Source organism: Clavibacter sp. B3I6 (assembly GCF_030816895.1).
In the GTDB taxonomy this organism is placed as follows: domain Bacteria; phylum Actinomycetota; class Actinomycetes; order Actinomycetales; family Microbacteriaceae; genus Clavibacter.
The window spans coordinates 2,312,518-2,334,244 of record NZ_JAUSYL010000001.1 but is presented as its reverse complement, the minus strand read 5'-3'; the positions used below and the strand labels follow the sequence as shown (position 1 = coordinate 2,334,244).

Below are 21,727 nucleotides of genomic sequence, written 5' to 3'. Positions count from 1 at the left end.
GCACTAGCCTGGATCGACCCGCCGCCGCTCACCGCGCCGCCCACGAGCGGGCCACCGAGGGGACTCCCGTGGACGCCGACCCGACCGCCCTCCGGCACTTCGCCGCCGTGGCCGACGAGCTGCACTTCGCCCGCGCCGCGAAGGCCCTCAACGTCTCGCGCATCGCCGTGAGCCGCTCGATCCTCGACCTCGAGGCGCTGTGGAGCGTCGAGCTGTTCGTGCGCGACGACGGCCCCACGCGCCTCAGCCCCGACGGCGAGGCGCGCCTCGAGGAGGCCCGCGCCGCCATCGCCCGGGAGGACGCGCGCCTCGCCGCCGAGGCCGCCGCCCCGCCGCGCGGCCTCGTGGTCGCGATCGTGCCGGGCGTGACCGTGGCGAAGTGGACCCGCGCGTGGGACGAGCGCGTCGAGGGCGTGCCGCTGCGCATCACGCCCCTCGCCGAGCCGGACGCCGCGCCGGCCCTCGTCGACGGATCCGTCGACGTCGCCTTCCTCCGCCTCCCCGTCGACGGCCGGGGCCTCACGGTCGTGCCGCTGTACGGCGAGGTGCAGGTCGCGATCCTGCCCAAGGACCACGCGCACGCCGCCGCCGACGCGATCGCCCTCTCCGACCTCGCCGAGGACCTGCTCCTGCAGCCGGCCGACGAGGTGCCGGGCTGGGCGGGGCGCACGGCGGGCGCGGATCCGGTGCCCATGCCCGAGGACGTCGCCGGCGCCGTCGACCTGGTCGCCGCGGGCGTCGGGATCGTGGTCGTGCCGCACGCGCTCGGCCGGCTGCACGCGCGCAAGGACCTCGTGGCCGTGCCCGTGCACGACCTGCCGGAGACGCGGATCGCCGTGGCCTGGCGCGAGGGCGACGCCTCCCCCGACATCGAGGAGCTCGTAGGCATCGTCCGCGGGCGCACGGCGCAGAGCTCCCGCTCGCCGCGCGACGACGACGAGCGCGACCGCCGCAAGCCCACCGCCGCGCAGAAGACCGCGCGGAAGGCGGCGGGCAAGCCGGGCGCGGCCGGCAAGGGCGGCGCCGGCGGCGCGAAGCCGACCCCGAAGGGCGGCGCGGGCGGGCGGCGCACTCCCCCGCCGCGCGGCGGCCGGCGCGGGCGCTAGGACCCGACCGGGCGGATCCGGTCAGGCGTGGCCGCGCTCCGCCTGCAGGTCGGCGACGACCCGGCCCACGTGCTCGCCCCAGCGGCGGTACATGGAGGAGTAGCGGAACTCGCCGTCCACGAAGTCGATCGGCCCGGCGTCGGGCAGCTTGATCGACGTGGCCTGCGGGAACCGCGCGCAGACCTCGGCCTTCCGCTCGGACAGGTACGCCGCGTGGTCGCGGAACAGGCCGCGCACGAACGCGCCGGCCTCCACGTACTGCGACACCTGCGGGACGTCGGAGACGAGCACCATCGAGTTGTCGGCGGTCTGCTCCACGAGGTGGTCGAGGAGGTCCTCGAGCCGGTGGACCCACGGCGTGATGCGCGCGAGCTCCAGCGCGTCGGCGACCCCGGGCATCACGAGCACGACGTCGTAGCGGTGCAGCTCCGTGATCTGCCGGACGGCCTCCTGGGTGGCGGAGAGGTGCTGGTCGGCGAGCGGCACGGTGCGCCAGGCGACGCCGCGCCCGGTGATCCCCGCGAGCGCCCGGGCCGACTGCGCGGCGACGCCCTCGGCGTGCGTGCGGAGGCCCACGCCGGATCCGCCGATGCCGCCGAGCACGAGGATCCGGTCCGGATCCGGTCCCGGGACGACGCCGACGGGTGCGTCCGTGGGCACCGCGGCGGTGAGCGGGGTGGGGATGCCGCCGCGCAGGCTGGCCGCCACGAAGGGGCGGACGGCCTGGTGGAGGATCCGGATCGGCGGGGGCATGGGCTCCTGGGTTCGGGAGGGCGTCACGTCCATCATCGCCGACGCCCCCGTGTCGGACGCCGAGCCTATCGTCGTCCACGAGCGCGGCCGGGCGCTCACGCCCCCGTCCCCTCCCCTGGAGCAGCAGATGATCCGCGAGCCCGAGCCCCTCGACCACCACCCGCACGCCCGATTCCACCAGGGCGCCTGGCGCGTCCAGGTCGCGTCGCAGCCCGTGCTCGGCTACGTCGTGCCCACCGCGCGCGCCGCCGGGTCCGCACCCGTCTTCGAGGTGTACGCCGACGCGGTCGACGACTCCGGCCGGCGCGTCTGGGTCTCGACCGCGGTCACGCTGGACGCCGCGATCGCCTGGATGCGGGAGCACGACATGGAGCTGCTGTCGTTCGCGGGCGAGCACGCCCGGCGCCGGCGCGAGCTCGCGACCGGGATGATGCCGACGCACTACTGAGCGCGGGCGGCGCGCTCAGGCGGTCGTGCGCCAGAACACGATCAGCAGCAGGGTCACCACGAAGCCGGACAGGAAGTTGAGGCCGAGGAAGCGGCGCCAGCCCCGGTTGGCGGCCTCCGCCTCCTCGTCCCGGATCGACCAGAAGGGCGCCGTGCTGAGGATGTACGGGATCACGAGCACGGCCGCGATGATCCCCGGCAGCCCGGTGGCGAGCATCGCGAGGCCGGCCGCGGCGTACGCGAGCACGGCGATCCGCACGGTGGCGGCGCCGCCGAGCACGGTCGCGATGGAGGAGATGCCGCCGTCGCGGTCGGCCACGATGTCCTGCACGGCGCCGAACGCGTGCGACGCGACGCCCCACAGGAAGAAGGCCGCGAGGATCGCCCACAGCGCGGGAGTGAACGCGCCGCCCGCGAGCACGATGCCGTAGACCGCGGGCGAGGTGAAGTGCGTGCTCGAGGTGAGCGAGTCGAGGATCGGGCGCTCCTTGAAGCGGAGGCCCTTCAGCGAGTACGCGACCACGGCGAAGACGCTCACGGCGAGCACGGCCGTGCTGGCGGCCGAGCCCACGATGACGAGGTAGGCGAGGAACGGCAGGTTGACGAGGAGCACCGCGACGAGCACGGGCCGGTGCATGGCGCGCGCGAGCACCGCGCCCTCCACGCCGCCCTTGCGCGGGTTCCGCATGTCGGACTCGTAGTCGAAGACGTCGTTGATGCCGTACATCGCGAGGTTGTACGGGACGAGGAAGAAGAGGGTGCCGAGCACGGCCGTGAGGTCGAGCTCGCGCGTGACCGTGAGGTACGCGGCCGCGAACGGGAACGCCGTGTTCACCCAGGAGAGCGGGCGCGACGAGAGGACGATCGTGCGGAGCACCTCGCCGACGCCTGGTCGCGTCCGCACGTCACTCATGCGCTTCGATGCCGGAGACCGCGCGGCGGCGGCGAAGCAGGTACCAGACGGCCGGCAGCAGCACGAGGGCGGCGATCGCGTAGGCGAAGTCCTCGATGGGGGCGACGCCGAGGATCAGCCCGACGAGCTTGTCGGGGTCGTAGCCCACGAGGCCCACCTGGATCATGATGTTGTCGAAGACGAGCGTCATCACGAGCAGGATCGCGACGGGCATCCGCCGGTACCAGTAGTACTCGGGGTAGTCGAAGCGGCTGGACCCGTACGGCACGGCGGCCGCCTCGCGCAGCAGCAGGCGGCGGAACAGGAACCCGACGACCGCGACGGGCAGCAGGAACAGCAGGTCGAGCACGAGGTAGCTCATCGGTTCGCGCGCTCCCTCGCCCGGGCGACGTGGTGGTCGGCGAGGCGGCTGAACCCGTTGACGAGGTTCATCGTGAGGTAGCAGAGCAGCGTGAGGAAGAAGACCTCCTCGACCGGCAGCTCCGGGCCCACGAGGATCCCCGTCATGAACTCCGTCTCGCCGCGGAAGAAGATGCCCTGGGAGATGCCGGCGACGTCCCACGCGAGGAAGAACGCGACGCCGATGAGGGTGGTGAGCGCCGCGGCCGTGCGGTCGCGCCAGAAGAACAGCCGCCAGCGCCGGTCGAGGAGCATCATGCAGCCGATGGTGACGAGGAGCAGCGCCAGGTAGACGAGCCCCATCAGACCACCGGGCGGCCGACCGTGCGCACGAGGGGCTCGGCGCCGGGTCCGGTCGACACGTCGCCGCGGAGGCGCTTCACGAGGATCTCGGCGCTGATGAGGCACATGGGCAGGCCGATGCCGGGGATGGTGGATCCGCCGGCGTAGTGCAGCCCGTCGACCCGCGCGCTCGTGTTGCCGGCCCGGAACATGGCCGACTGCTTCAGCGTGTGCGCGGGCCCGAGGATGGTGCCCTTCCAGGAGTGCAGGTCGGCCTGGAAGTCGCCGGGGCCCGAGGTGCGGCGGACGACGATGCGCTCGGCGAGGTCGGGGATGCCGGCCCAGTCGGAGATCTGCTGGATCGCGCGGTCGGCGATCTCCTCCACGCGCGCGTCGCCGGCGCCGTCGATCCCGCCGCGGCCGATGGTCGGGTCGGCCGGGATGGGCACGAGGATGAACACGTTCTCGTGGCCGTCGGGCGCGACCGAGCCGTCGGTGGCGCTGGGCTTGCAGACGTAGATGCTGGCGGGATCCGGCACCGAGGTGGCGCCGCCCTTCGGTGGGAAGATCTGCGAGAAGTTGCGGTCCCAGTCCTCCGTGAACAGCAGCGTGTGGTGGTGCAGCTCGGGCAGCTCGCCGCGGACGCCGAGGTACACGAGCACGGCGCCGGGGCCGGCGGTGGCCCTGTCCCAGTACGACTGCGGGTAGGTGCGGAACGCCTCGGGGATGAGCTCGGTCTCGGTGTGGTGCAGGTCGGCCGTGGAGACCACCACGTCGGCCTCGAGCGTCTCGGTGCCCGCGTCGGTGGTGATCTGCACGCCGCGCGCGACGGCGCGACCGGCCTTCGCCGGCTCCGTGAGGATGCGCGACACGGGCGCGCCCGTGCGGATCTCGACGCCCTCCGCGCGCGCCACCCGCTCGATCGCGTCGATGACGGTGATGAGCCCGCCCTGCGGGTAGAGCACGCCGTCCTCGAGGTCGAGGTGGCTCATGAGGTGGTACATGCTCGGCGCGAGCTTCGGCGAGGAGCCGAGGAACACGGCCGGGTAGCCGAGGATCTGGCGGAGCCGGTGGTCCGTGACGGCGCGCGCCACGTGGGTCTCCAGCGGCGTGAGGAGCAGCTTCGCGAGCGTGCCCGTGCGGGCGACGACGTCGCGCTTCAGCAGCGGCCGGTAGTCGGCGAAGGTCGTGTAGAGGAAGCGCTTCTTCGCCATCTCGTAGACCTCCTTCGCGGAGTCGAGGTAGCGGGTCATCGCCGGGCGGGATCCGGGCTCGACGCTCTCGAAGAGGTCGAGGTTCGCCTCGCGGGAGTCGCGAATGTCGATGGGCTCGGGATCGCCCTCGAAGAGCACGCGATAGCCGGGCAGGCGCACGAGGTCGAGCTGCTCGGCGGCGCTGGAGCCGAGGAGCTTGAAGAAGTGGTCGAACACCTCGGGCATGAGGTACCAGCTGGGGCCGAGGTCGAAGCGGAAGCCGTCCTTCTCCCAGGAGCCGGCGCGGCCGCCGACCTGGTCGCGGCCCTCGACGAGGGTGACGCGGTACCCGTCGCGGGCGAGGAGCGCGGCGGAGGCGAGGCCGGCGATCCCGCCGCCGATCACGATGGCGGTGGGTGCGGTCATGGCGCTCTCCTGCTGCTCGGGGTCGGACGGGGCGGGGTCGGACGCGTTCGGGTCGGAAGCGGCGGGCCGCGACGCGGGGGTCGGGCGGGCGCCGTCGGCACGGGGTCCGCGGGAGCGGCGCACGAGGCGGCCGTCGACGCCGGAGGGCTCGGCGCCGGTGGCGGCGGCGAGCGCGATGCGGGCCTTAACGGGATCCGGCACCCGCACGCGCGTGCGCGCCAGCTCGGCCGCGGGCGTGGCGCGGAGGCGCACGGCGAGCTCCGCGAACAGGCCCTGCGCGAGCGCGACGGCGCGGCGGCTCGAGGCGGGGAGGTCGGGGATGACGGCGCCGGACATGCGGAGGTCGGCGTCGATGTCGTCGAGGATGCGCTCCTTGTCGGCCTCCGAGAGGGAGGCGACGTCGACGCCGGGGAAGTAGCTGCGGCCGAGCGCGTCGTGGTCGGCGGCGAGGTCGCGGAGGAAGTTGACCTTCTGGAACGCGGCGCCGAGGCGCTTGGCGCCCTCCTCGAAGCGGATCCGCTCGGCCCGGGTGGTCGCGTGACCGACCAGGAACGCGCGCAGGCACATGAGGCCGACGACCTCGGCGGATCCGTACACGTACTCGGTGAAGGACTCCGGCGTGTGCTCCATCCGCCGCAGGTCCATCCGCATGGAGGCGAAGAACGGCGCGGTGAGCTCGGCGCCGAAGCCGGCGCGGCGGGCCGTGATGGCGAACGCGTGCACGACGAGGTTGGCGCTGTAGCCGCGGAGCATCGCGTCCTCGGTCTCCTGCTCGAGGGCGTCGAGCAGGCCCTCGACGTGCGCGGGATCCACGCCCGCGCCGGCCGCGGCGCCGTCGACGATCTCGTCGGCCACGCGCACGAGCGCGTACACGTTCTCGATGTGCTGGCGGACGTCCGCACCGAGGAGCCGGGACGCGAGCCCGAAGGAGGTGGAGTAGCGGCGGATCACGACGGAGGCCGTCTCCTGCGCCACGCGGTCGTACTTCTCGAGGCCGGTGGGCGCCTCGGGGGCGGGACGGCGTGGGCCGGGACGGCGAGCGGTCATCGGATGCGCCCGAGCACGGACTCCGCGACGGGCGCGAGCTCGCGGCGGAGCGCCTCCGGGACGGCCGGGTCGTCGAGGCGCGCGACGGCCGCGACCGCGAGGTCGCGCGCCACCCCCTCGGCGTACGCGCGGGCGCCGGAGCTCTCGAGCACCGAGCGGACGAGCGCCGCCTCGCCGCGGGAGAGGTCGTCCTTGCCGACGAGCGAGCTGATCTCGTGCCACTCCGACGAGCGGACGGCGTGCGCGATGAGCACGGTGCGCTTGCCCTCCCGGAGGTCACCGAGGTTGGTCTTGCCGGTCTCCTGCTCGTCGCCGAACACGCCGAGCACGTCGTCGACCACCTGGTAGGCGATGCCGATGTCGCGGCCGAAGTCGCCGAGCGCCGTGACGACCGCGGGGCCGGCGCCCGCGAGCACGGCACCCGCCTGCAGCGGCGCCTCGAACGAGTAGACGGCGGTCTTGAGGCGCTCCATGCGGAGGATCTCCTCCACGCTCGGCACCTCGGCGGTGAGCGAGAACTCGACGTCGATGAGCTCGCCCGCGGCCGACGCGAACACGGCGTCGTCGAGGATCTCGAGCAGGTGCGAGCGGGTGAGATCGCGCACGCCGCTCGCGTCGATGAGGCGGTACGCGTTGACGAGCGCCAGGTCGCCCGCGATGACGGCGGCCGACATGCCGCGGTGCTCGGCGAGCGGCTGGGGCAGGCCCTGCGTGGTCGCGATGTCGCGGTAGGCGCCGGACACGTTGGGGCCGCCGCGCCGGGTGAAGTCGCGGTCGATGACGTCGTCGTGGACGATGAGCGCGGTGTGCAGCAGCTCGAACGCGGCGCCGACGTGGGCCGCGGCCCGCACGTCCTCGCCGCCGAGGCCGTCGTACGCGGCCATGACCATGCGGGGGCGGAAGCGCTTCCCGCCGGCCGTGTTGGACTCCAGCGTGCGCCAGAGCTTCACGTACTCCTCGCCCATCACCTCGGCCCGCACGAGGGACCGGGCGAAGAACGCGTCCAGGACGCCGTTCACGTGGGCCTGCCTCGATGTGGAGACGGCAGCGAGGTTGGTGGCGTCCACGGATGAAACCTAACATCGAGGGGGTAACGGAAAGCAGGGAGCGCATGTCACATCACACCGAGCTCGTCGTCCTCCTCGACGACGACGGCACGGCCATCGGGACGGCGCCCAAGGGCGACCGTCCACACCCGCGACACGGCGCTGCACCTCGCGTTCTCGTGCCACGTGCTCGACGCGGAGGGGCGGATCCTCGTCACGCGCCGCGCCATCGGCAAGCTCACCTGGCCGGGCGTCTGGACGAACTCGTTCTGCGGGCACCCCGCGCCCGACGAGGACATGCTCGAGGCCGTCCACCGCCGCGCCGAGCAGGAGCTGGGGCTGACGCTCGCGTCCGTCGAGCTCGTGCTGCCGGACTTCCGGTACCGCGCCACCGACGCCGCGGGCATCGTCGAGAACGAGATCTGCCCCGTGTTCCGCGCGGTCGCGGCCACGCCGGTCGACCCGCGGCCCGAGGAGGTGGGCGAGTACCGGTGGGTGGATCCCGAGCAGCTCACGTCCGCCGTCGCCCTCACGCCGTGGGCCTTCAGCCCGTGGCTCACGCTCCAGCTGCCGCTGCTCTACCCGGAGCACGCGGCGCACGTCGGGCTCGCGGACGCCGTGCCCGTGGCCTGATCCGCACCGCCGACGACGAGGGGCCCGGCCGCACCGCGCGGCCGGGCCCCTCGTCGTGCGAGCGGGGGTGCGGGGATCAGCCCCAGAAGGCGCGGACCTCGTCGGCGACCCGCTCGGCCTGCGCGCGGCCGGCCTCGGCGGACGCCTGGCGGGTCGCGAGCAGGAGCGAGTTCTCGCCGAAGGCGCGCGTGCTGGCCGCGTCGGCCTGGATCACGAGCACGTCGGCCCGGCCGCGCAGCTGCTGCACGACGGTGGAGAGCGTCGGGCCCATGCCGGACGTGGGCGCCTCGGGGCCGCACGCGACGACGAGGATCCGCTCGTGGTCGGCGACGACGTCGGCGTTCGTGCCGGAGCGCATGCCGCCGTCCATGTAGGGGCGGCCGTCGATGGTGACGGGCGGGAAGACGCCGGGCACGGCGCAGCTGGCGGCGGACGCGCGCACGAGGTCGGCGCCGGAGTCCCGGTCGAAGACGGTGAAGCGGCCGGTGCCGGCGTCGACCGCGGTGATGCGGAGGTCGGCCTCGGGCCAGTCGCGGATGGGCAGCAGCTGGCCGATGCGCTCGACGCTCGCGGCGTCGTCCACCTCGGGGTCGTACTCCTCGAGCGCGAGCTCGCCGATCCGCTGGCGCGTGGGGATCTCGCCCTCGGTGCTCGCGACGCCCTGGCCGATGACCTCGACCGTGCGGGAGAGGTCGCGGCTGCCCATGGGCTCCGCCATGCCGGCCACGTCGACGAAGTGCTCGTCGTAGGCGGCGTCGATGGCGCCCGCGCGCAGGTTGATCGCCACGACGGATCCGGCCGAGGTGCCGACGACCGCGTCGGCCGCGCCCAGGTCGACGCCTGCGGCGATGAGCCCCGAGAGGAGGCCCGTCTCCCAGGCGATGCCGGCGACGCCGCCGCCGCCCAGCACCAGCCCGCGCGTCGCCGTGGGGGTGTCTCGATCGGTCCCGGTCATGGTTCTCCTCGTCGTGTGCGCGTGCGCGCGGCGGTGGTGGACGTCGTGGTCGACGTGGTGGATCTGGGTCCATCATCCCCGAGCCCGGTGGACGGCGGCCGAGGGAGCGGTGGACGCGGGGTGGACGCGGCCGGGATCAGCGCGGCGCGGCGGGCGGCGCGGCGGGCGCGGGGAGCGGATCCACGGCGCCGCTCGTCGCGCCCTGCGGTCCCGCGGCGGCCTCCCGGTAGACCTCGCGCACCTCGCCGAGGAAGCGCAGCACGGTCGCGCGCTCGCGCTCGGTCAGCGCGTCCGCGGCCCGGGCGACGCCGCCGATCATGGGCATCAGCTCGTCCATGGCCCGGCCGACGGACGCCGGCCGCGGCACGACGACCACGCGGCGGCGGTCGTGCGGGTGCGGCCGGCGGTCGACGTGGCCGACCTCGACGAGCCGGTCGACGACGAGGGTCGCGGCGGCGGTCGAGATCCCGAGCCGGCCCGCGAGTTCGGTCGGCGACAGCGACCCCGCCTGGATGAGGTGCTCCATGGCCTTCATGTCGGTGGGGTTGACCTCGAGGACGGTGCCGAGGCGGCGCTCGAACCCGGCGGCGAGGCCGAGCACGTCGCGGAGGACGCGGCCGAGCTCGCCCGCGTCGCCCCCAGCCGCGGGCACGCCGGCGCCGGGGGCCGGGAGGGCGTCGAGCTCCTCCGCTCCGGCGGCGGGACGGGTGCGGGGCATGGGTCCATCGTACGGCCGAGGTAGCTAAGACGCTTGACAGTCAGTAGGCTGACGATCACCGCACACCTGGAGGACCCGTGAGATCGATCGCCCGCTTCGTCAGCGCCCGCCGCACCGCCTGGATCGCGCTCGTGCTGGCCGCCGCCGCCGTGGCCGCCCTGTTCGCGTTCCTGCCGAAGGGCGAGGCCGACGCCTTCCCGCCGTCCGGGCTGCCCGAGTCCAGCCAGGCGCGGCAGGTGAGCGAGCTCCTCGAGCGGTTCCCGAGCGCGGACACGACCGTGGGGATCCTCGTCTTCAGCCGCGACGGCGCCGCGCTCACCGAGGCCGACCGGACTGCCGTCGCCGAGCGCGCCGAGGCCCTGGCCGCCGACTCGATCGCCCCGCGGGCCGTGGTGCCGCAGGTCAGCGAGGACGGGCGGGCGGCGCTCGTCGCCGTGCCGCTCGACGCGACGGAGGCCGCCGACGACCTGGCCGCCACCGCCGAGGGGCTCCGGGCGACCGCCGCGGACGGCCTCCCCGACGGCCTCGCCGCGCAGCTCACCGGACCCGTCGGCTTCCAGGCCGACATCTCGAACGCGTTCGCGGGGGCCGACGTCCGGCTCCTGCTCGTCACGGTGCTCGTGGTCGCCGTGCTGCTCATCGTGACGTACCGCAGCCCCGTGCTCTGGATCGTCCCGCTCGTCGTCGTGGGCGTCGCCGACGGCCTGGCGCGCGTGGTCGTGACGGCCCTCGCGGAGCCGCTCGGGATCACGATCGACGCCTCCATCGGCGGGATCCTCTCGGTGCTGGTCTTCGGCGCCGGCACCAACTACGCCCTGCTGCTCGTGGCCCGCTACCGGGAGGAGCTGACGCGCCAGGAGGATCGGCACCGGGCGATGCTCACGGCCGTCACGAGCGCGGGTCCCGCCATCGCGGCGAGCGGCGGCACGGTCGCGCTCAGCCTCATCACGCTGCTGGCCGCGGAGCTCTCCGGCAACCGGGCGCTCGGGTTCGCGTGCGCGATCGGCGTGGTCATCGCGATCGCGGCGGCCCTCCTCGTGCTGCCGGCCGCCCTCGTGGTGTGCGGGCGGGGCCTCTTCTGGCCGTTCGTGCCGCGCGCCGGCACCGACGTCGACCACGGCGGCAAGCCGGGCGTCTGGCGGCGCCTCGGGCTCGGGGTGCAGCGCCGGCCCGTGGTCGTCGCGGTCGTCGCCCTCGCGGGGGTCGGCGTCCTCGCGCTCGGCCTCGTCGGCGCGCGCGTCGGCCTGTCGCAGACGGACCAGCTGCTCGGCGAGCCCGAGTCGGTGCGGGCGCAGGAGGTCGTCGACGCCTCGTTCTCCGCCGGGCTCACCGCCCAGACCGTGGTGCTCGCGCCGGATGCGGTCGCCGCGGACGCCGTCGCCACCGCCGAGTCCGTCCCCGGCGTCGCGGGCGCCCGGGCGGGCGAGTCCGCGGAGGGCCGCACGCGGATCGACGTGCAGCTCGACGCGGAGCCCGAGAGCGCCGCCGCGTTCGCCGCCGTGCAGGACCTCCGGGACGCCTACGCGGCGGCCCCGGGCGAGGAGTCCGCATCGCTCGTGGGCGGCAGCGACGCCACGGCGGCCGACACCGCCGCGTCGTCCGAGCGCGACCAGGGGCTCATCATCCCGATCATCCTGGCCATCGTCTTCGTCATCCTCGGCCTGCTGCTGCGCTCGCTCGTGGCGCCCGTGCTCCTCATCGCGAGCGTGCTGGCGACCTTCTTCGCGAGCCTGGGCGCCGCCAACGTGCTGTTCCAGCAGGTGCTCGGGTTCCCGGCCTTCGACGCGAACGTGGTGCTGTTCGCGTTCCTCTTCCTGGTGGCGCTCGGGGTCGACTACAACATCTTCCTCGTGACCCGCGCGCGGGAGGAGCGGCGCCTGCACGGCACGCGCGAGGGCATGGTGCGGGCGCTCGCATCGACGGGCGGCGTGATCACGAGCGCGGGCATCCTGCTCGCCGCGGTCTTCGCGGTGCTCGGGGTGCTGCCCGTGGTGGCGCTCACCCAGATCGGCGTCATCGTCTGCATCGGCGTGCTGCTCGACACGCTCGTGGTGCGGACGCTGCTCGTGCCGGCGCTCGTCTTCCTGCTCGGCGACCGGTTCTGGTGGCCGTCGCACCGGACGGGGCGGCACAGCGTGGAGGCGGTCGCGGACTGACCCGCGCACATATGGCACCGCGTGCCATAATGGGCGGGCCGGCGACGCGGCCGGCCCGACAGCGAGGGAACGACATGACCCAGGACCAGCAGTTCGGCGGACGCACCGCCATCGTCACCGGCGCCGGCAGCGGCATCGGCCGTGCCTCGGCGCTCCGCTTCGCCCGCGAGGGTGCGCGCGTGATCGCCGCCGACGTCTCCGCCGAGCGCCTCGACGCGCTCGTCGCCGAGAACCCCGACCTCGACCTCGTGCCCGTCGTGGGCGACATCACGACGGAGGACGGCGTGCAGGCGATCGTCGCCGCGGCCGACGGACGCGTCGACGTGCTCGCGAACGTCGCCGGGATCATGGACGGGTTCCTCCCCGCCGCCGAGGTCGACGACCGCACGTGGGACCTCGTGTTCGCGGTGAACGTGACGGCCGTCATGCGCCTGACGCGCGCGGTGCTCCCGCTCATGATCGAGGCCGGGAAGGGCGCGATCGTCAACATCGCCTCCGAGGCGGCGCTCCGCGGATCCGCGGCCGGGCTCGCGTACACCGCCTCCAAGCACGCGGTCGCGGGCATGACCAAGAACACGGCCGTGCTCTACGCCGGGCAGGGCATCCGCGCGAACGCCGTGGCGCCGGGCGCGACCAACACGGCCATCGAGGCGCCCATGCGCTCCGAGCGCGCCGGCCGCGTCCTGGGACCGATCATGCAGACCATCGTCCCCGCCCCGGTCGAGGCGGACGAGATGGCCAACTCCGTCGTCTGGCTCGCGAGCGACCAGAGCAGCAACGTCAACGGCGTGATCCTCGCCTCGGACGGCGGCTGGTCCGCGGTCTAGCGGACGGCGTCAGCGGGACGCGCCGGGGAGCGCGAGCGCGCGGACGGCCCGGCGGATCGATGCGTCGGGCCGTTCGTCGTCCGAGCGCGCGGCCCACCAGCGGAGCGCGACGTGGCTCGCCGCGGCGAGCGCCTCGGCGACGGCGGCCGCCTCGAGCGTGCCGGCGAGCTCCGGCAGGCCGCGCCCCACGAACGCGGCGAGCGCGGGCGACGCGGCGGTGATGCGCGGCGACGAGCGGCTGTGCAGGTCGGGGTGCGCGTCGATGATCCGCAGCCGCACCCGGGTCATGCCGACGTCGAGGAAGCGCGGGCCCAGCGCGCCGACGAACGCGTCGGCGTAGGCCTCCCCCAGCGGCAGGTCGCCCGGGCCCTCCCCGAGGAGCCGCTCCAGCTCCGCGCCCACGACGTCCGCGCCCGCCCACACGAGGTCGGCCTTCGTCGGGTAGTAGCGGAACAGGCTGCGGCGGCCGACGCCCGCGGCCTCGGCGATGTCCGCCATGCTCACGGCGTCGTAGCCGCGCTCCGCGAACAGGCCGATGGCCACGCGCGCGAGGTCCTGCGCGTCGATCGCGGCGGGGCGGCCGAGGGCGGAGCGCTCGCTCGGCGGGGTCGGCGGCATGACGGGAATCGTATCCCGCGGGCGGGGTCGGGCCGGGTGCTCCGGTCGCGTCCTCGACGCCTCGCGGCGACCGCGGACCCTGTGGCACGGTGGACGCATGAGACTCGCCGAGGCGCTGATGGACCGGTCCGACCTGCAGCGTCGCATCGAGCAGCTGCGGAGCCGGATCCAGGCGAGCGCCCGGTACCAGGAGGGCGAGGATCCCGCGGAGGACGCGGCCGCGCTGCTCGCGGAGGCGGATGGAGCGGTCGACCGGCTGGCGGCGCTCGTGACGCGGATCAACCTGACCAACACGGCGGCGACCCTCGAGGACGGCACGCCCCTCACGGCGGCGCTCGCCCGGCGGGACGCGCTGCGGCTGCGGCACGGGATCCTCACCGACGCGGCCGATGCCGCCGTGGGCCGGTCGGGCGTGTACGCGCAGCGGCAGATGCGGAGCGAGCTGCGGCAGATCGCGGCGCTCCCCATCCGCGAGGTGCGCGAGCGCGCCGACGACGCGGCGCGGCAGCTGCGGGAGCTCGACGCGCGGATCCAGCGCGCCAACTGGGAGGTCGAGCTGATCGGGGAGGCGGCGCTGATCGGGGAGGTCGAGGCGACGGAGGACTAGGGGCGAGTCGGTAGTCGTCCGGAGCGGGCACACCCCGGCGGATCAGCGGGCATCCTGATCCACCTGTGGCGCGGAGGGCAGCGCACCCGGCGAGAGCCGAGCACGAGTCAGCCCCGCACCTCGCACCGGGAACGGTGCACGGGTACAGCTCACCACCACGTGCCGGTCGGACGACGAGGGAGGGATCGGGGACCTCGCCCCACGGGCGGGCCCGGTGCGGATGCGCCGGGCCCGCCGCTCAGGCGGTCAGGCCGTCAGGCGCCGATGTCGCGGAGCCACGCGCGCACCGAGCGCGGCGTCAGCCCGAGCCGGGTCTGCGCGCTCGTGGCCTCGTCGACGGCGTCCGCCTCCTGCGTGGCGCGCCAGCGGTACGCCTCGATGACCGGCCGCGCGCCCGCCTCGCCGAAGAGCGGGATGATCCGCTCGCCGAACTCGTCCGGCGTCAGCGGCTCGTAGCGCACGTCGCGCCCGAGGTGCTCCGCGAAGCCCGCGGCGAGGTCCGCGCCGGTGAGGGCCGGGAGCGCGCCGATGCCGACGACGCCCGTGACGGAGGCGTCCTCGAGGAGGCGCACGACCACGTCGGCGACGTCGAGGTGCGAGCTCCAGGAGACCGCGTAGCCGTCGCGCAGCGGGTAGCGCAGGACGCCCTCCTCGCGCGCCGGTCCGACGACGATCGGCATGAGCAGGTTCTCGAGGTACAGGCGGGGCTCGACGACGGCGAGCGAGACGCCGGCCTCGCGGATCCCGCGGGTGATGACGGTGAAGGGGCTGTCGTCATCTCCGGGCACGTCGACGCGCGCGCCGCTCGTGGAGAGCACCATGCGGCCCGGACGGGCGCGGCGGACCGCCTCGACCACGGCGGCCGCCTGGGTCGCCTGCTGCGCCGGGGATCCGATCGGGAGGTGCAGGAACACGCCGTCGACGTCCGCGTAGGCCGCGGCCAGGGAGTCGGCGGAGGAGAGGTCGACCGAGACGGCCGTGCCCGGCCCGGAGTAGGCGGCGGCGTCGCGCACGGCGGCGCGGGTGTCGGGAGCGGACGGGAGGAGGGCGGCCAGCACGGGAGCGCCCTGGGCGCCGGTGGCGCCGTGGATGAGGAAGGTCATGCGCCCATTGATGCATGCGATGCACCGGTTACGTCAACTGCACCACGAGCGCTAGGGTCGGACTCATGGCGTTCTCCCCGGATGTGTGGCCCGAGTGCGGCGTCGCGCGCTTCCTCGGCCTCATCGACGGGCCGTGGGCGACCCTCATCGTGCGCGAGCTCCTCGGCGGCCCCCTCCGGTTCACCGAGCTGCGGGCCGCGCTCCCCGGCATCAGCGCGCACACCCTCTCCGACCGGCTCCGGCGCTTCGAGGAGCACGGCCTCGTGACGCGCACGGCGTACGCCGAGATCCCGCCGCGGGTCGTCTACGACCTCACAGACGTCGGGCGCGGGCTCCGGCCCGTCCTCGAGGCGATGAACGCGTGGGCGAGCACCGTGCCGCGGGATCCCGCCGCGGATCCGGCCGGGGCCGCCGAGCGCGACGCCGCGCCCCTGCCCGTCCCCGTCGTGGCGGACGACCGCGCGGGCCGCCCCACGTGCGAGGTCCCGCCCGCGCTCGCTCCCTGACGCGACCCTCCCTACGCCCGCGCGTCGAACCGCTGCCGGTAGCTCGACGGCGTGACCCCGAAGGCGGCCGCGAAGGCCTGCCGCAGGGTGACGGAGGTGCCGAAGCCGCAGTCCGCGGAGATCCGCTCGACGGGCAGGTCGGTGGTCTCCAGCAGCCGCCGCGCCTCGTCGAGCCGGCGGGAGCGCACCCAGGCCGCGGGCGTGGATGCGGTCGAGCGCCGGAACGCGCGGAGGAACGACCGCCGGCTCATGTGCGCGACCTCGGCGAGCCGGTCGACGCCGAGGTCCTCCCCGAGGTGCGCGAGGGCCCACGCGGTGGCGACGGCGACCGGGTCCCCCGCCTCGTCCGCCGCGACGGGCCGCTCGATGTACTGCGCCTGCCCGCCCTCGCGGTGCGGCGCCACGACGAGACTGCGCGCGACCCGGTTGGCGGCCGCCGCGCCGAGCCGCGTGCGCACCATGTGCAGGCAGGCGTCGAGCCCGGAGGCGGTGCCGGCCGAGGTGAGCACGTCGCCGTGGTCGAGGTAGAGCGCGGATCCGTCGACGGCGATCCCCGGGTGCCGCGCCGCCAGTCCCTCCACGGCGTTCCAGTGCGTGGCGGCGCCGCGGCCGGCGAGGAGCCCGAGGTCGGCGACGGCGATCGCACCGAGGCAGAGGCCGGCGACCGCGGCGCCGCGCGCGTGGGCCGCGACGACCGTGCGGCGGAAGGCGGGGCGCGGGTCCCGGCCGTCGTCGATCCACGACGGGATGACCACGACGTCCGCCTCCTCCGCCGCGCGCAGCCCCCGCACCCCGCCGAGCCGGTGGCCCTCCGCGGTGAGGATCGAGCCGGCGCGGTCCGAGAAGAGCACGGTCTCCCAGTCGCCGAGCCCCTGCCGCCGCACCTCGTCGAAGACCATCTGCGGGACGGCCAGGTGGAACATCGTGATGCCGTCGAACGCGTAGACGGCGATCCGGACCTTGTCTCCTGCATGTGGCACGGATCCATCGTAGGAGTGCCTGCGGGCCACGGGTGCCTACCGGGGATCGCGGCGATGATCGAGGGACGGCGCCGCATCCGGCGCCCGCCCGCGACCCGATCCAGGAGATCCCCATGACCGCACCCCGCCGCGCCCTCGTCCTCGTCGACATCCAGCAGGAGTACTTCGGCGGCCCCCTCGAGATCCGCCACCCCGACCGCGATGACTCGGTGCGCACCATCGGCCGCGCGATCGACGCCGCCACCGCGGCCGGGATCCCCGTCGTCGTCGTGCAGCACACCGCCGGCGAGGGCGCGCCCGTCTTCGACCCGACGAGCGAGGCGTACCGGCTGCACCCGGAGATCGAGTCGCGCCGGACGGACGCGTGGAAGGGCCTCGTGAAGACGAAGGGCTCCGTCTTCGCGGGCACCGACTTCGCCGACTGGCTGCGCGCGGAGGGCCTCGACACGATCACGCTGGTCGGCTACATGACCAACAACTGCATCCTCGCGTCGGCGGTCGAGGCCGACGGGTACGAGGTCGCGGCGGAGGTGCTCTCCGACGCGACCGGCGCGATCGCCCTCGAGAACGCGGCGGGATCCGTCGACGCAGCCACCGTGCACGGCACGCTCATGACGCTGCTGCACTCCAACTACGCGGCGGTCGCGACGACCGACGCGTGGATCGAGGCGGTCACCGCGGGCCAGGCCCTCCCGACGGACGACCTCGGCAGCTCCGCCGTCGCGGGCGCGGCGCGCTCCGCGGGCTGATCCCCGGCCCGCGCACTCCGGTCCGACCGCCTCCCGTCGCGGCCGGCTAGGGCCGGAAGGCGCGGAGGCGTTCCGCCTCGACGGAGCACCCGGCCGTCTCCCCCGCGCCCGTCGCCGTCCCCTCGGCGACCACGCGGTCGCCCACGCGGATCCGGCATGTCACGTCGCCGCCGGCCTCGCCGATCGTCGCGCCCAGGATGAGCGAGGACGCGTCCGCGACGGCCGCCCGGGTGACGTAGGTGGCCACCTCCGTCGTGAAGGGCAGCGACTGCGCCGCCACCAGCTCGTAGCCGTCGGTCGCCTGCAGACCCTCGCGCCACACCGCCTCGACAGCGGTCGCGGACCCGGTGAGCTCGTACGCGACCGTGACGGGCGCCACGACCTCGGGCTCGCCGACGGCAGCCGGCGCCTCCCCCTCGGACGCGATGGCGATCCACCAGATCGGGAGCACCGGCTGGCCGACGTAGGCGGGCGGCAGCAGCGTCGAGAGCACCACGGCGAGGACGCCGAGCACCAGCCCGACGGCGGCCGCGCGCTTGGGCTTCCGCGGAAGGGCGAGCGCCACGATCGCGAGCACGATCCCCACCGGCGCGACCCACAGGGTGAACCAGTTCACGAACGGGATGAGGGACGCGAGGAGGACCACCGTGCTCACGACGAGCCCCGCGACGCCGACCTCGTTGACCGGCAGCACCGGTCCCACGGTGACGGGCTCGCTGCTCTCGTATCCCGTGCGCGTGCCGCTCACGGGTGGATCAGCCGGCGGCCGAGCGGACCTCGGCGGCCGTCGCCACGCACGCCGCCCGGGCCGCGGCGCCGCGGGAGGTCTGCTCGGTGAGCACGTCGCCGTCCACGAGGATCCGGCAGGTCACCTCGCCCTCCTCGGCGCCGCCCGTGCCGACGAGGATCAGGCGCTCGTCGTCGTAGGCGCTGCCCGCGGGGAGCTCGACCTCGCGCGTGAACGGCAGCGTCTGCGCGGTCGCCTCCTGGGCGCCGAGCAGGTCGCCGACGCGGCCCGTCCACGCCGCGTCGACCGCGGGCAGCGTGCCGCTCAGCTCGTACGTGACGGTGACGTCGCCCGCGACGATCGCGTCGTCCTGCGACTCGGCGCCCGAGGTGGTCTGCGAGTCCTCCACCGCGGTGCCGATCAGGGTCGCGATCCCCACCGTGTAGGCGATGGCCAGCAGCACCGAGAGCACCAGCGCCACCACGCTCACGACGAGCCCGCCGAGCGCGGTGCCCTTGGGGCGGTCCGCGAGGACCAGGCCGATGATCCCCAGCACGATGCCGACGAACGCCACGAAGCCCGACCCGTAGTTGACGAGCGGGATGACCGCGCCGACGAGCGCGACGATCCCCACGATGAGCGCCGCCAGGCCGACCGGGTTCGTGGTCTTCCGCTCGCGGGGTCCGGTCGGTTCGGGTTCGGGCGCGTAGCGGAAGGTCATGGTTCGACCCTGCCAGGGATCCGGCCGCGGTCGGGCGCCACGGGGTCACGATCCCGCGACGACCGGCACCGGAGCCGCCCCGCCTCAGCCCGCGAGCACGTCCGCGACCGGCGTGAGCGGCAGTCCCAGCGCCGCCGCCACGTGCGGCTCGGTCACGTGCCCGTCGTGCACGTTGAGGCCGAGGGCGAGCGCCGGATCCCCCGCGAGGGCCCGCTTCCAGCCCTTCTCGGCGAGGGCGATCACGTACGGGAGCGTCGCGTTCGTGAGCGCGCGCGTCGAGGTCTCGGGCACCGCGCCCGGCATGTTGGCGACGCAGTAGTAGACGCTGTCGTGCACGGCGAAGGTCGGGTCGTCGTGGGTCGTGGGCCGGGATCCCTCGAAGCAGCCGCCCTGGTCGATGGCGATGTCGACGAGCACGGACCCCTTCTTCATGGTCGCGACCATCTCGTCGGTGACGAGCTTCGGGGCCTGCGCGCCGGGGATCAGCACGGACCCGATGACGAGGTCGGCGTCCTTCAGCTGCGCCGCGATCTCGTAGGCGGAGGAGACGCGCGTCTGCACCTGCCCGCCGAACCGCACCTCGAGCTCGCGGAGCCGCGGGATCGAGAGGTCGATGACCGTCACGTCGGCGCCCATGCCGAGCGCGTTCGCCGCCGCGTGCTCGCCCGCGACACCGCCGCCGATCACGACGACGCGCGCCTTCGGAGTGCCGGGCACGCCGCCGAGGAGGATCCCGCGCCCGCCGGCCGCGCGCATCAGGTGGTACGCGCCGACCTGCGTGGAGAGCCGGCCGGCGACCTCGCTCATCGGCTGGAGGAGCGGGAGCTGGCGGTTGGGGAGCTGCACCGTCTCGTAGGCGATGGCCGTGGTGCCGGACGCGACGAGCGCGTCCGTGCAGGGGCGCGACGCGGCGAGGTGCAGGTAGGTGAAGAGGGTCTGGCCGGCGCGCATGCGCGGGTACTCCTCGAGGATCGGCTCCTTGACCTTGAGCAGCAGATCCGCCTGGCCCCACACCTCGTCGGCCGTGGCGACCATGGTCGCGCCCGCCTCGACGTAGTCGGCGTCGGTGATGCTGGATCCGAGCCCCGCGCCCTCCTGCACGAGCACCTCGTGGCCGCGGCGCACGAGCTCGTGCACGCCCGCGGGCGTGGCGGCGACCCGGTTCTCGTTGTTCTTGACCTCGGTGGGGATCCCGACCTTCATGCGCGCTCCGTCTCGTCATCCCGCGAGGTGCGACCGGCGGCGGCGATGCGGGAGGGCGAGTCCCAATATGGCCATCGTGCGCTGTTCCTGGCGACGTTCCGTAGGATCTTCGCCGAAGGGCGCTCCTCCTGCGCGATCCTTCACCCCGAGAGGACGGACGACCGATGCCGACGAAGGATTCGCGGACGCGCGAGCCCCTGGACGAGATCGACCGCACGCTCGTCGCGCTCCTCCGGGCCGACGCGCGCACCCCGAACAGCCGCCTCGCCGAGCAGGCGGGCATCGCGCCGTCGACCTGCGTGACCCGCGTGCGCGGCCTCGTGGAGCGCGGCGTGATCACCGGCTTCACCGCCACCATCGACGCCGACGCGGTGGGCGTGGGCCTGCAGGCGCTCATCAGCATCGCGATCCGCGCGGGCGCCCGACACGAGATGGCCCGCTTCGCCGACGAGATGCGCGAGCTGGCCGACGTGGTGCAGCTCTTCTTCCTCGGCGGTTCCGAGGACTTCATCGTCCACATCGCCGTCCGCGACAGCGACCACCTCCGCGACTTCGTCCTCGACCACCTATCGGCGCACCCGGCCGTGGCGTCGACCCGCACGAGCGTGGTCTTCGACCACCACTACTCGGGGCCGGCGGTGGGGGATCCGGCTGTCTAGCGCGCTAGACGGCCGCGGGCCCAGAGCTACTCGCCGGGCTGGCCCGCGTCCGTCACCGTCACGTCCGTGTGCACGAAGTTGAGGTACGAGCGGGAGGCGGTCGGGCCGCGCTGGCCCTGGTAGCGGGAGGCGTACTCGCCGGATCCGTAGGGCTTCTCGGCGGGCGACGACAGGCGGAAGAAGCAGAGCTGGCCGATCTTCATCCCGGGCCAGAGCTTGATGGGGAGCGTCGCGACGTTCGACAGCTCCAGGGTGACGTGGCCGGAGAACCCGGGGTCGATGAAGCCGGCGGTGGAGTGCGTGAGGAGGCCGAGGCGGCCGAGCGAGCTCTTGCCCTCGAGACGCGCGGCGACGTCGTCGGGCAGCGTGACCATCTCGAACGTGGATCCGAGCACGAACTCGCCCGGGTGCAGGATGAACGGCTCCCCCGGCTTCGACTCGATGAGGCGGGTCAGCTCGGGCTGGTCCTCGGCGGGGTCGATGTAGGGGTACTTGTGGTTGTCGAACAGCCGGAAGAACCGGTCGATCCGCACGTCGATGCTCGCGGGCTGCAGCATCCCGGGGTCGTAGGGGTCGAGGGCCACTCGTCCGGCGTCGAGCTCGGCGGTGATGTCACGGTCGGAGAGGAGCACGGCAGGAGCCTACCGGCGCGGGGTGGCGCCCGGCCGGAGTCTTGCTAGGCTGTGGTCTCGACCCGGCTCCAAGCCGGTCGCGCGAGTGTAGTTCAATGGTAGAACTTCAGCTTCCCAAGCTGATAGCGCGGGTTCGATTCCCGTCACTCGCTCCACACCCCCCCCCGAATTGGGTTGACTGCCGTAGATAGACTTCGGGCACTGTTGAACGGACTGGAATCTCTCCTTTCACGGCCAGCTTGAGTGCACTCGCTCACCACATGCGAGATCACATCAACGCTAATTATGCCCAGGGCATGAATGCCAGCGCGGCCGGACGCT

The 21,727-nt window shown here is 74.3% G+C and carries 23 protein-coding genes, 1 tRNA gene and 1 pseudogene; 10 read left to right on the top strand and 15 right to left on the bottom strand.

Going from position 1 to position 21,727, the window contains the following annotated elements:
* Window positions 1-68: 68 nt before the first annotated feature.
* Window positions 69-1,106 carry a LysR family transcriptional regulator gene (locus tag QFZ62_RS11265; protein WP_307505667.1) on the top strand — a complete coding sequence of 346 codons (1,038 nt, stop codon included), beginning with the start codon at window positions 69-71 and terminating at the stop codon, window positions 1,104-1,106.
* A 21-nt stretch (window positions 1,107-1,127) separates the two neighbouring features.
* Here the strand turns inward: QFZ62_RS11265 and QFZ62_RS11260 are convergent, their stop codons facing one another.
* Window positions 1,128-1,859 (bottom strand): hypothetical protein, encoded by a 732-nt coding sequence (locus tag QFZ62_RS11260; protein WP_307505664.1) that lies wholly within the window; start codon window positions 1,857-1,859, stop codon window positions 1,128-1,130.
* Between QFZ62_RS11260 and QFZ62_RS11255 the strand changes: the two genes are divergently transcribed.
* Window positions 1,858-2,307: a hypothetical protein gene (locus QFZ62_RS11255; protein ID WP_307505661.1), complete on the top strand. Its 450-nt coding sequence runs from the start codon at window positions 1,858-1,860 to the stop codon at window positions 2,305-2,307. The genes QFZ62_RS11260 and QFZ62_RS11255 overlap by 2 nt on opposite strands.
* Window positions 2,308-2,322: 15 nt before the next feature.
* Here QFZ62_RS11255 and QFZ62_RS11250 read toward each other — a convergent pair whose 3' ends face one another.
* The 5 genes from QFZ62_RS11250 to QFZ62_RS11230 are packed head-to-tail and all read right to left on the bottom strand — an operon-like array spanning window position 2,323 to window position 7,633.
* The gene (locus tag QFZ62_RS11250) at window positions 2,323-3,219 is read right to left on the bottom strand and encodes a prenyltransferase (RefSeq protein ID WP_307505659.1); all 897 of its coding nucleotides are present in this window, start codon (window positions 3,217-3,219) and stop codon (window positions 2,323-2,325) included.
* Window positions 3,212-3,580, bottom strand: a complete 369-nt coding sequence (locus tag QFZ62_RS11245) for a lycopene cyclase domain-containing protein (RefSeq protein ID WP_307505656.1) — start codon at window positions 3,578-3,580, stop codon at window positions 3,212-3,214. The genes QFZ62_RS11250 and QFZ62_RS11245 overlap by 8 nt, the downstream gene beginning before the upstream one ends.
* Window positions 3,577-3,921, bottom strand: coding sequence for a lycopene cyclase domain-containing protein (locus QFZ62_RS11240; RefSeq protein WP_307505653.1), 345 nt, complete (start codon window positions 3,919-3,921; stop codon window positions 3,577-3,579). Before QFZ62_RS11240 ends, QFZ62_RS11245 begins: the two co-directional genes overlap by 4 nt.
* The gene (crtI, locus tag QFZ62_RS11235) at window positions 3,921-6,566 is read right to left on the bottom strand and encodes a phytoene desaturase family protein (protein WP_307505651.1); all 2,646 of its coding nucleotides are present in this window, start codon (window positions 6,564-6,566) and stop codon (window positions 3,921-3,923) included. Before crtI ends, QFZ62_RS11240 begins: the two co-directional genes overlap by 1 nt.
* A complete protein-coding gene (locus QFZ62_RS11230; protein ID WP_307505648.1) occupies window positions 6,563-7,633 on the bottom strand; it encodes a polyprenyl synthetase family protein in 1,071 nt (356 codons plus the stop codon). Before QFZ62_RS11230 ends, crtI begins: the two co-directional genes overlap by 4 nt.
* A 44-nt stretch (window positions 7,634-7,677) precedes the next feature.
* On the opposite strand from QFZ62_RS11230, the pseudogene idi reads away from it, so the two are divergent.
* Window positions 7,678-8,245: pseudogene (idi, locus tag QFZ62_RS11225) on the top strand (isopentenyl-diphosphate Delta-isomerase).
* A gap of 76 nt (window positions 8,246-8,321) precedes the next feature.
* Here idi and QFZ62_RS11220 read toward each other — a convergent pair.
* Together QFZ62_RS11220 and QFZ62_RS11215 are read right to left on the bottom strand one after the other, a co-directional pair.
* Entirely contained in the window at window positions 8,322-9,200 is an 879-nt protein-coding gene (locus tag QFZ62_RS11220) for a patatin-like phospholipase family protein (RefSeq protein ID WP_307505645.1), read from the bottom strand.
* Between the two features lie 136 nt (window positions 9,201-9,336).
* On the bottom strand, window positions 9,337-9,918 hold the full coding sequence (locus QFZ62_RS11215) for a MarR family transcriptional regulator (protein WP_307505643.1): 582 nt from the start codon (window positions 9,916-9,918) through the stop codon (window positions 9,337-9,339).
* A 77-nt stretch (window positions 9,919-9,995) separates the two neighbouring features.
* On the opposite strand from QFZ62_RS11215, the gene QFZ62_RS11210 reads away from it, so the two are divergent.
* The gene (locus tag QFZ62_RS11210) at window positions 9,996-12,074 is read left to right on the top strand and encodes an MMPL family transporter (RefSeq protein WP_307505639.1); all 2,079 of its coding nucleotides are present in this window, start codon (window positions 9,996-9,998) and stop codon (window positions 12,072-12,074) included.
* Between the two features lie 74 nt (window positions 12,075-12,148).
* On the top strand, window positions 12,149-12,901 hold the full coding sequence (locus QFZ62_RS11205; RefSeq protein ID WP_307505636.1) for an SDR family NAD(P)-dependent oxidoreductase: 753 nt from the start codon (window positions 12,149-12,151) through the stop codon (window positions 12,899-12,901).
* Window positions 12,902-12,910: 9 nt separating this feature from the next.
* On the opposite strand, the gene QFZ62_RS11200 is transcribed toward QFZ62_RS11205, so the two are convergent.
* The gene (locus QFZ62_RS11200) at window positions 12,911-13,519 is read right to left on the bottom strand and encodes a TetR/AcrR family transcriptional regulator (protein WP_307505632.1); all 609 of its coding nucleotides are present in this window, start codon (window positions 13,517-13,519) and stop codon (window positions 12,911-12,913) included.
* A gap of 97 nt (window positions 13,520-13,616) precedes the next feature.
* Here QFZ62_RS11200 and QFZ62_RS11195 point away from each other — a divergent pair, with 97 nt between their 5' ends.
* Complete coding sequence (locus QFZ62_RS11195; RefSeq protein ID WP_307505630.1) at window positions 13,617-14,126, top strand: DIP1984 family protein; 510 nt, start codon at window positions 13,617-13,619, stop codon at window positions 14,124-14,126.
* 254 nt (window positions 14,127-14,380) lie between these two features.
* On the opposite strand, the gene QFZ62_RS11190 is transcribed toward QFZ62_RS11195, so the two are convergent.
* Window positions 14,381-15,229: an NmrA family NAD(P)-binding protein gene (locus QFZ62_RS11190; protein ID WP_307505627.1), complete on the bottom strand. Its 849-nt coding sequence runs from the start codon at window positions 15,227-15,229 to the stop codon at window positions 14,381-14,383.
* A 65-nt stretch (window positions 15,230-15,294) separates the two neighbouring features.
* On the opposite strand from QFZ62_RS11190, the gene QFZ62_RS11185 reads away from it, so the two are divergent.
* A complete protein-coding gene (locus tag QFZ62_RS11185; RefSeq protein WP_307505624.1) occupies window positions 15,295-15,735 on the top strand; it encodes a helix-turn-helix domain-containing protein in 441 nt (146 codons plus the stop codon).
* An 11-nt stretch (window positions 15,736-15,746) separates the two neighbouring features.
* Here QFZ62_RS11185 and QFZ62_RS11180 read toward each other — a convergent pair whose 3' ends face one another.
* Window positions 15,747-16,715 carry a GlxA family transcriptional regulator gene (locus tag QFZ62_RS11180; RefSeq protein ID WP_307505621.1) on the bottom strand — a complete coding sequence of 323 codons (969 nt, stop codon included), beginning with the start codon at window positions 16,713-16,715 and terminating at the stop codon, window positions 15,747-15,749.
* A 113-nt stretch (window positions 16,716-16,828) separates the two neighbouring features.
* Here QFZ62_RS11180 and QFZ62_RS11175 point away from each other — a divergent pair, with 113 nt between their 5' ends.
* Complete coding sequence (locus QFZ62_RS11175) at window positions 16,829-17,464, top strand: isochorismatase family protein (RefSeq protein ID WP_307505620.1); 636 nt, start codon at window positions 16,829-16,831, stop codon at window positions 17,462-17,464.
* A 46-nt stretch (window positions 17,465-17,510) separates the two neighbouring features.
* On the opposite strand, the gene QFZ62_RS11170 is transcribed toward QFZ62_RS11175, so the two are convergent.
* The 3 genes from QFZ62_RS11170 to ald form a co-directional block, all read right to left on the bottom strand.
* Window positions 17,511-18,212, bottom strand: coding sequence for a hypothetical protein (locus QFZ62_RS11170; protein ID WP_307505617.1), 702 nt, complete (start codon window positions 18,210-18,212; stop codon window positions 17,511-17,513).
* 7 nt (window positions 18,213-18,219) lie between these two features.
* Window positions 18,220-18,912, bottom strand: a complete 693-nt coding sequence (locus tag QFZ62_RS11165) for an MmpS family transport accessory protein (protein ID WP_307505614.1) — start codon at window positions 18,910-18,912, stop codon at window positions 18,220-18,222.
* A gap of 84 nt (window positions 18,913-18,996) precedes the next feature.
* Window positions 18,997-20,115 (bottom strand): alanine dehydrogenase, encoded by a 1,119-nt coding sequence (gene ald, locus QFZ62_RS11160; RefSeq protein WP_307505611.1) that lies wholly within the window; start codon window positions 20,113-20,115, stop codon window positions 18,997-18,999.
* Between the two features lie 164 nt (window positions 20,116-20,279).
* Here ald and QFZ62_RS11155 point away from each other — a divergent pair, with 164 nt between their 5' ends.
* A complete protein-coding gene (locus tag QFZ62_RS11155) occupies window positions 20,280-20,774 on the top strand; it encodes an Lrp/AsnC family transcriptional regulator (RefSeq protein ID WP_307505608.1) in 495 nt (164 codons plus the stop codon).
* A 26-nt stretch (window positions 20,775-20,800) separates the two neighbouring features.
* Here the strand turns inward: QFZ62_RS11155 and dcd are convergent, their stop codons facing one another.
* Window positions 20,801-21,406, bottom strand: coding sequence for a dCTP deaminase (dcd, locus tag QFZ62_RS11150; protein WP_307505606.1), 606 nt, complete (start codon window positions 21,404-21,406; stop codon window positions 20,801-20,803).
* A gap of 81 nt (window positions 21,407-21,487) precedes the next feature.
* On the opposite strand from dcd, the gene QFZ62_RS11145 reads away from it, so the two are divergent.
* Window positions 21,488-21,561 (top strand) — tRNA-Gly (locus QFZ62_RS11145).
* Window positions 21,562-21,727 lie beyond the last annotated feature (166 nt).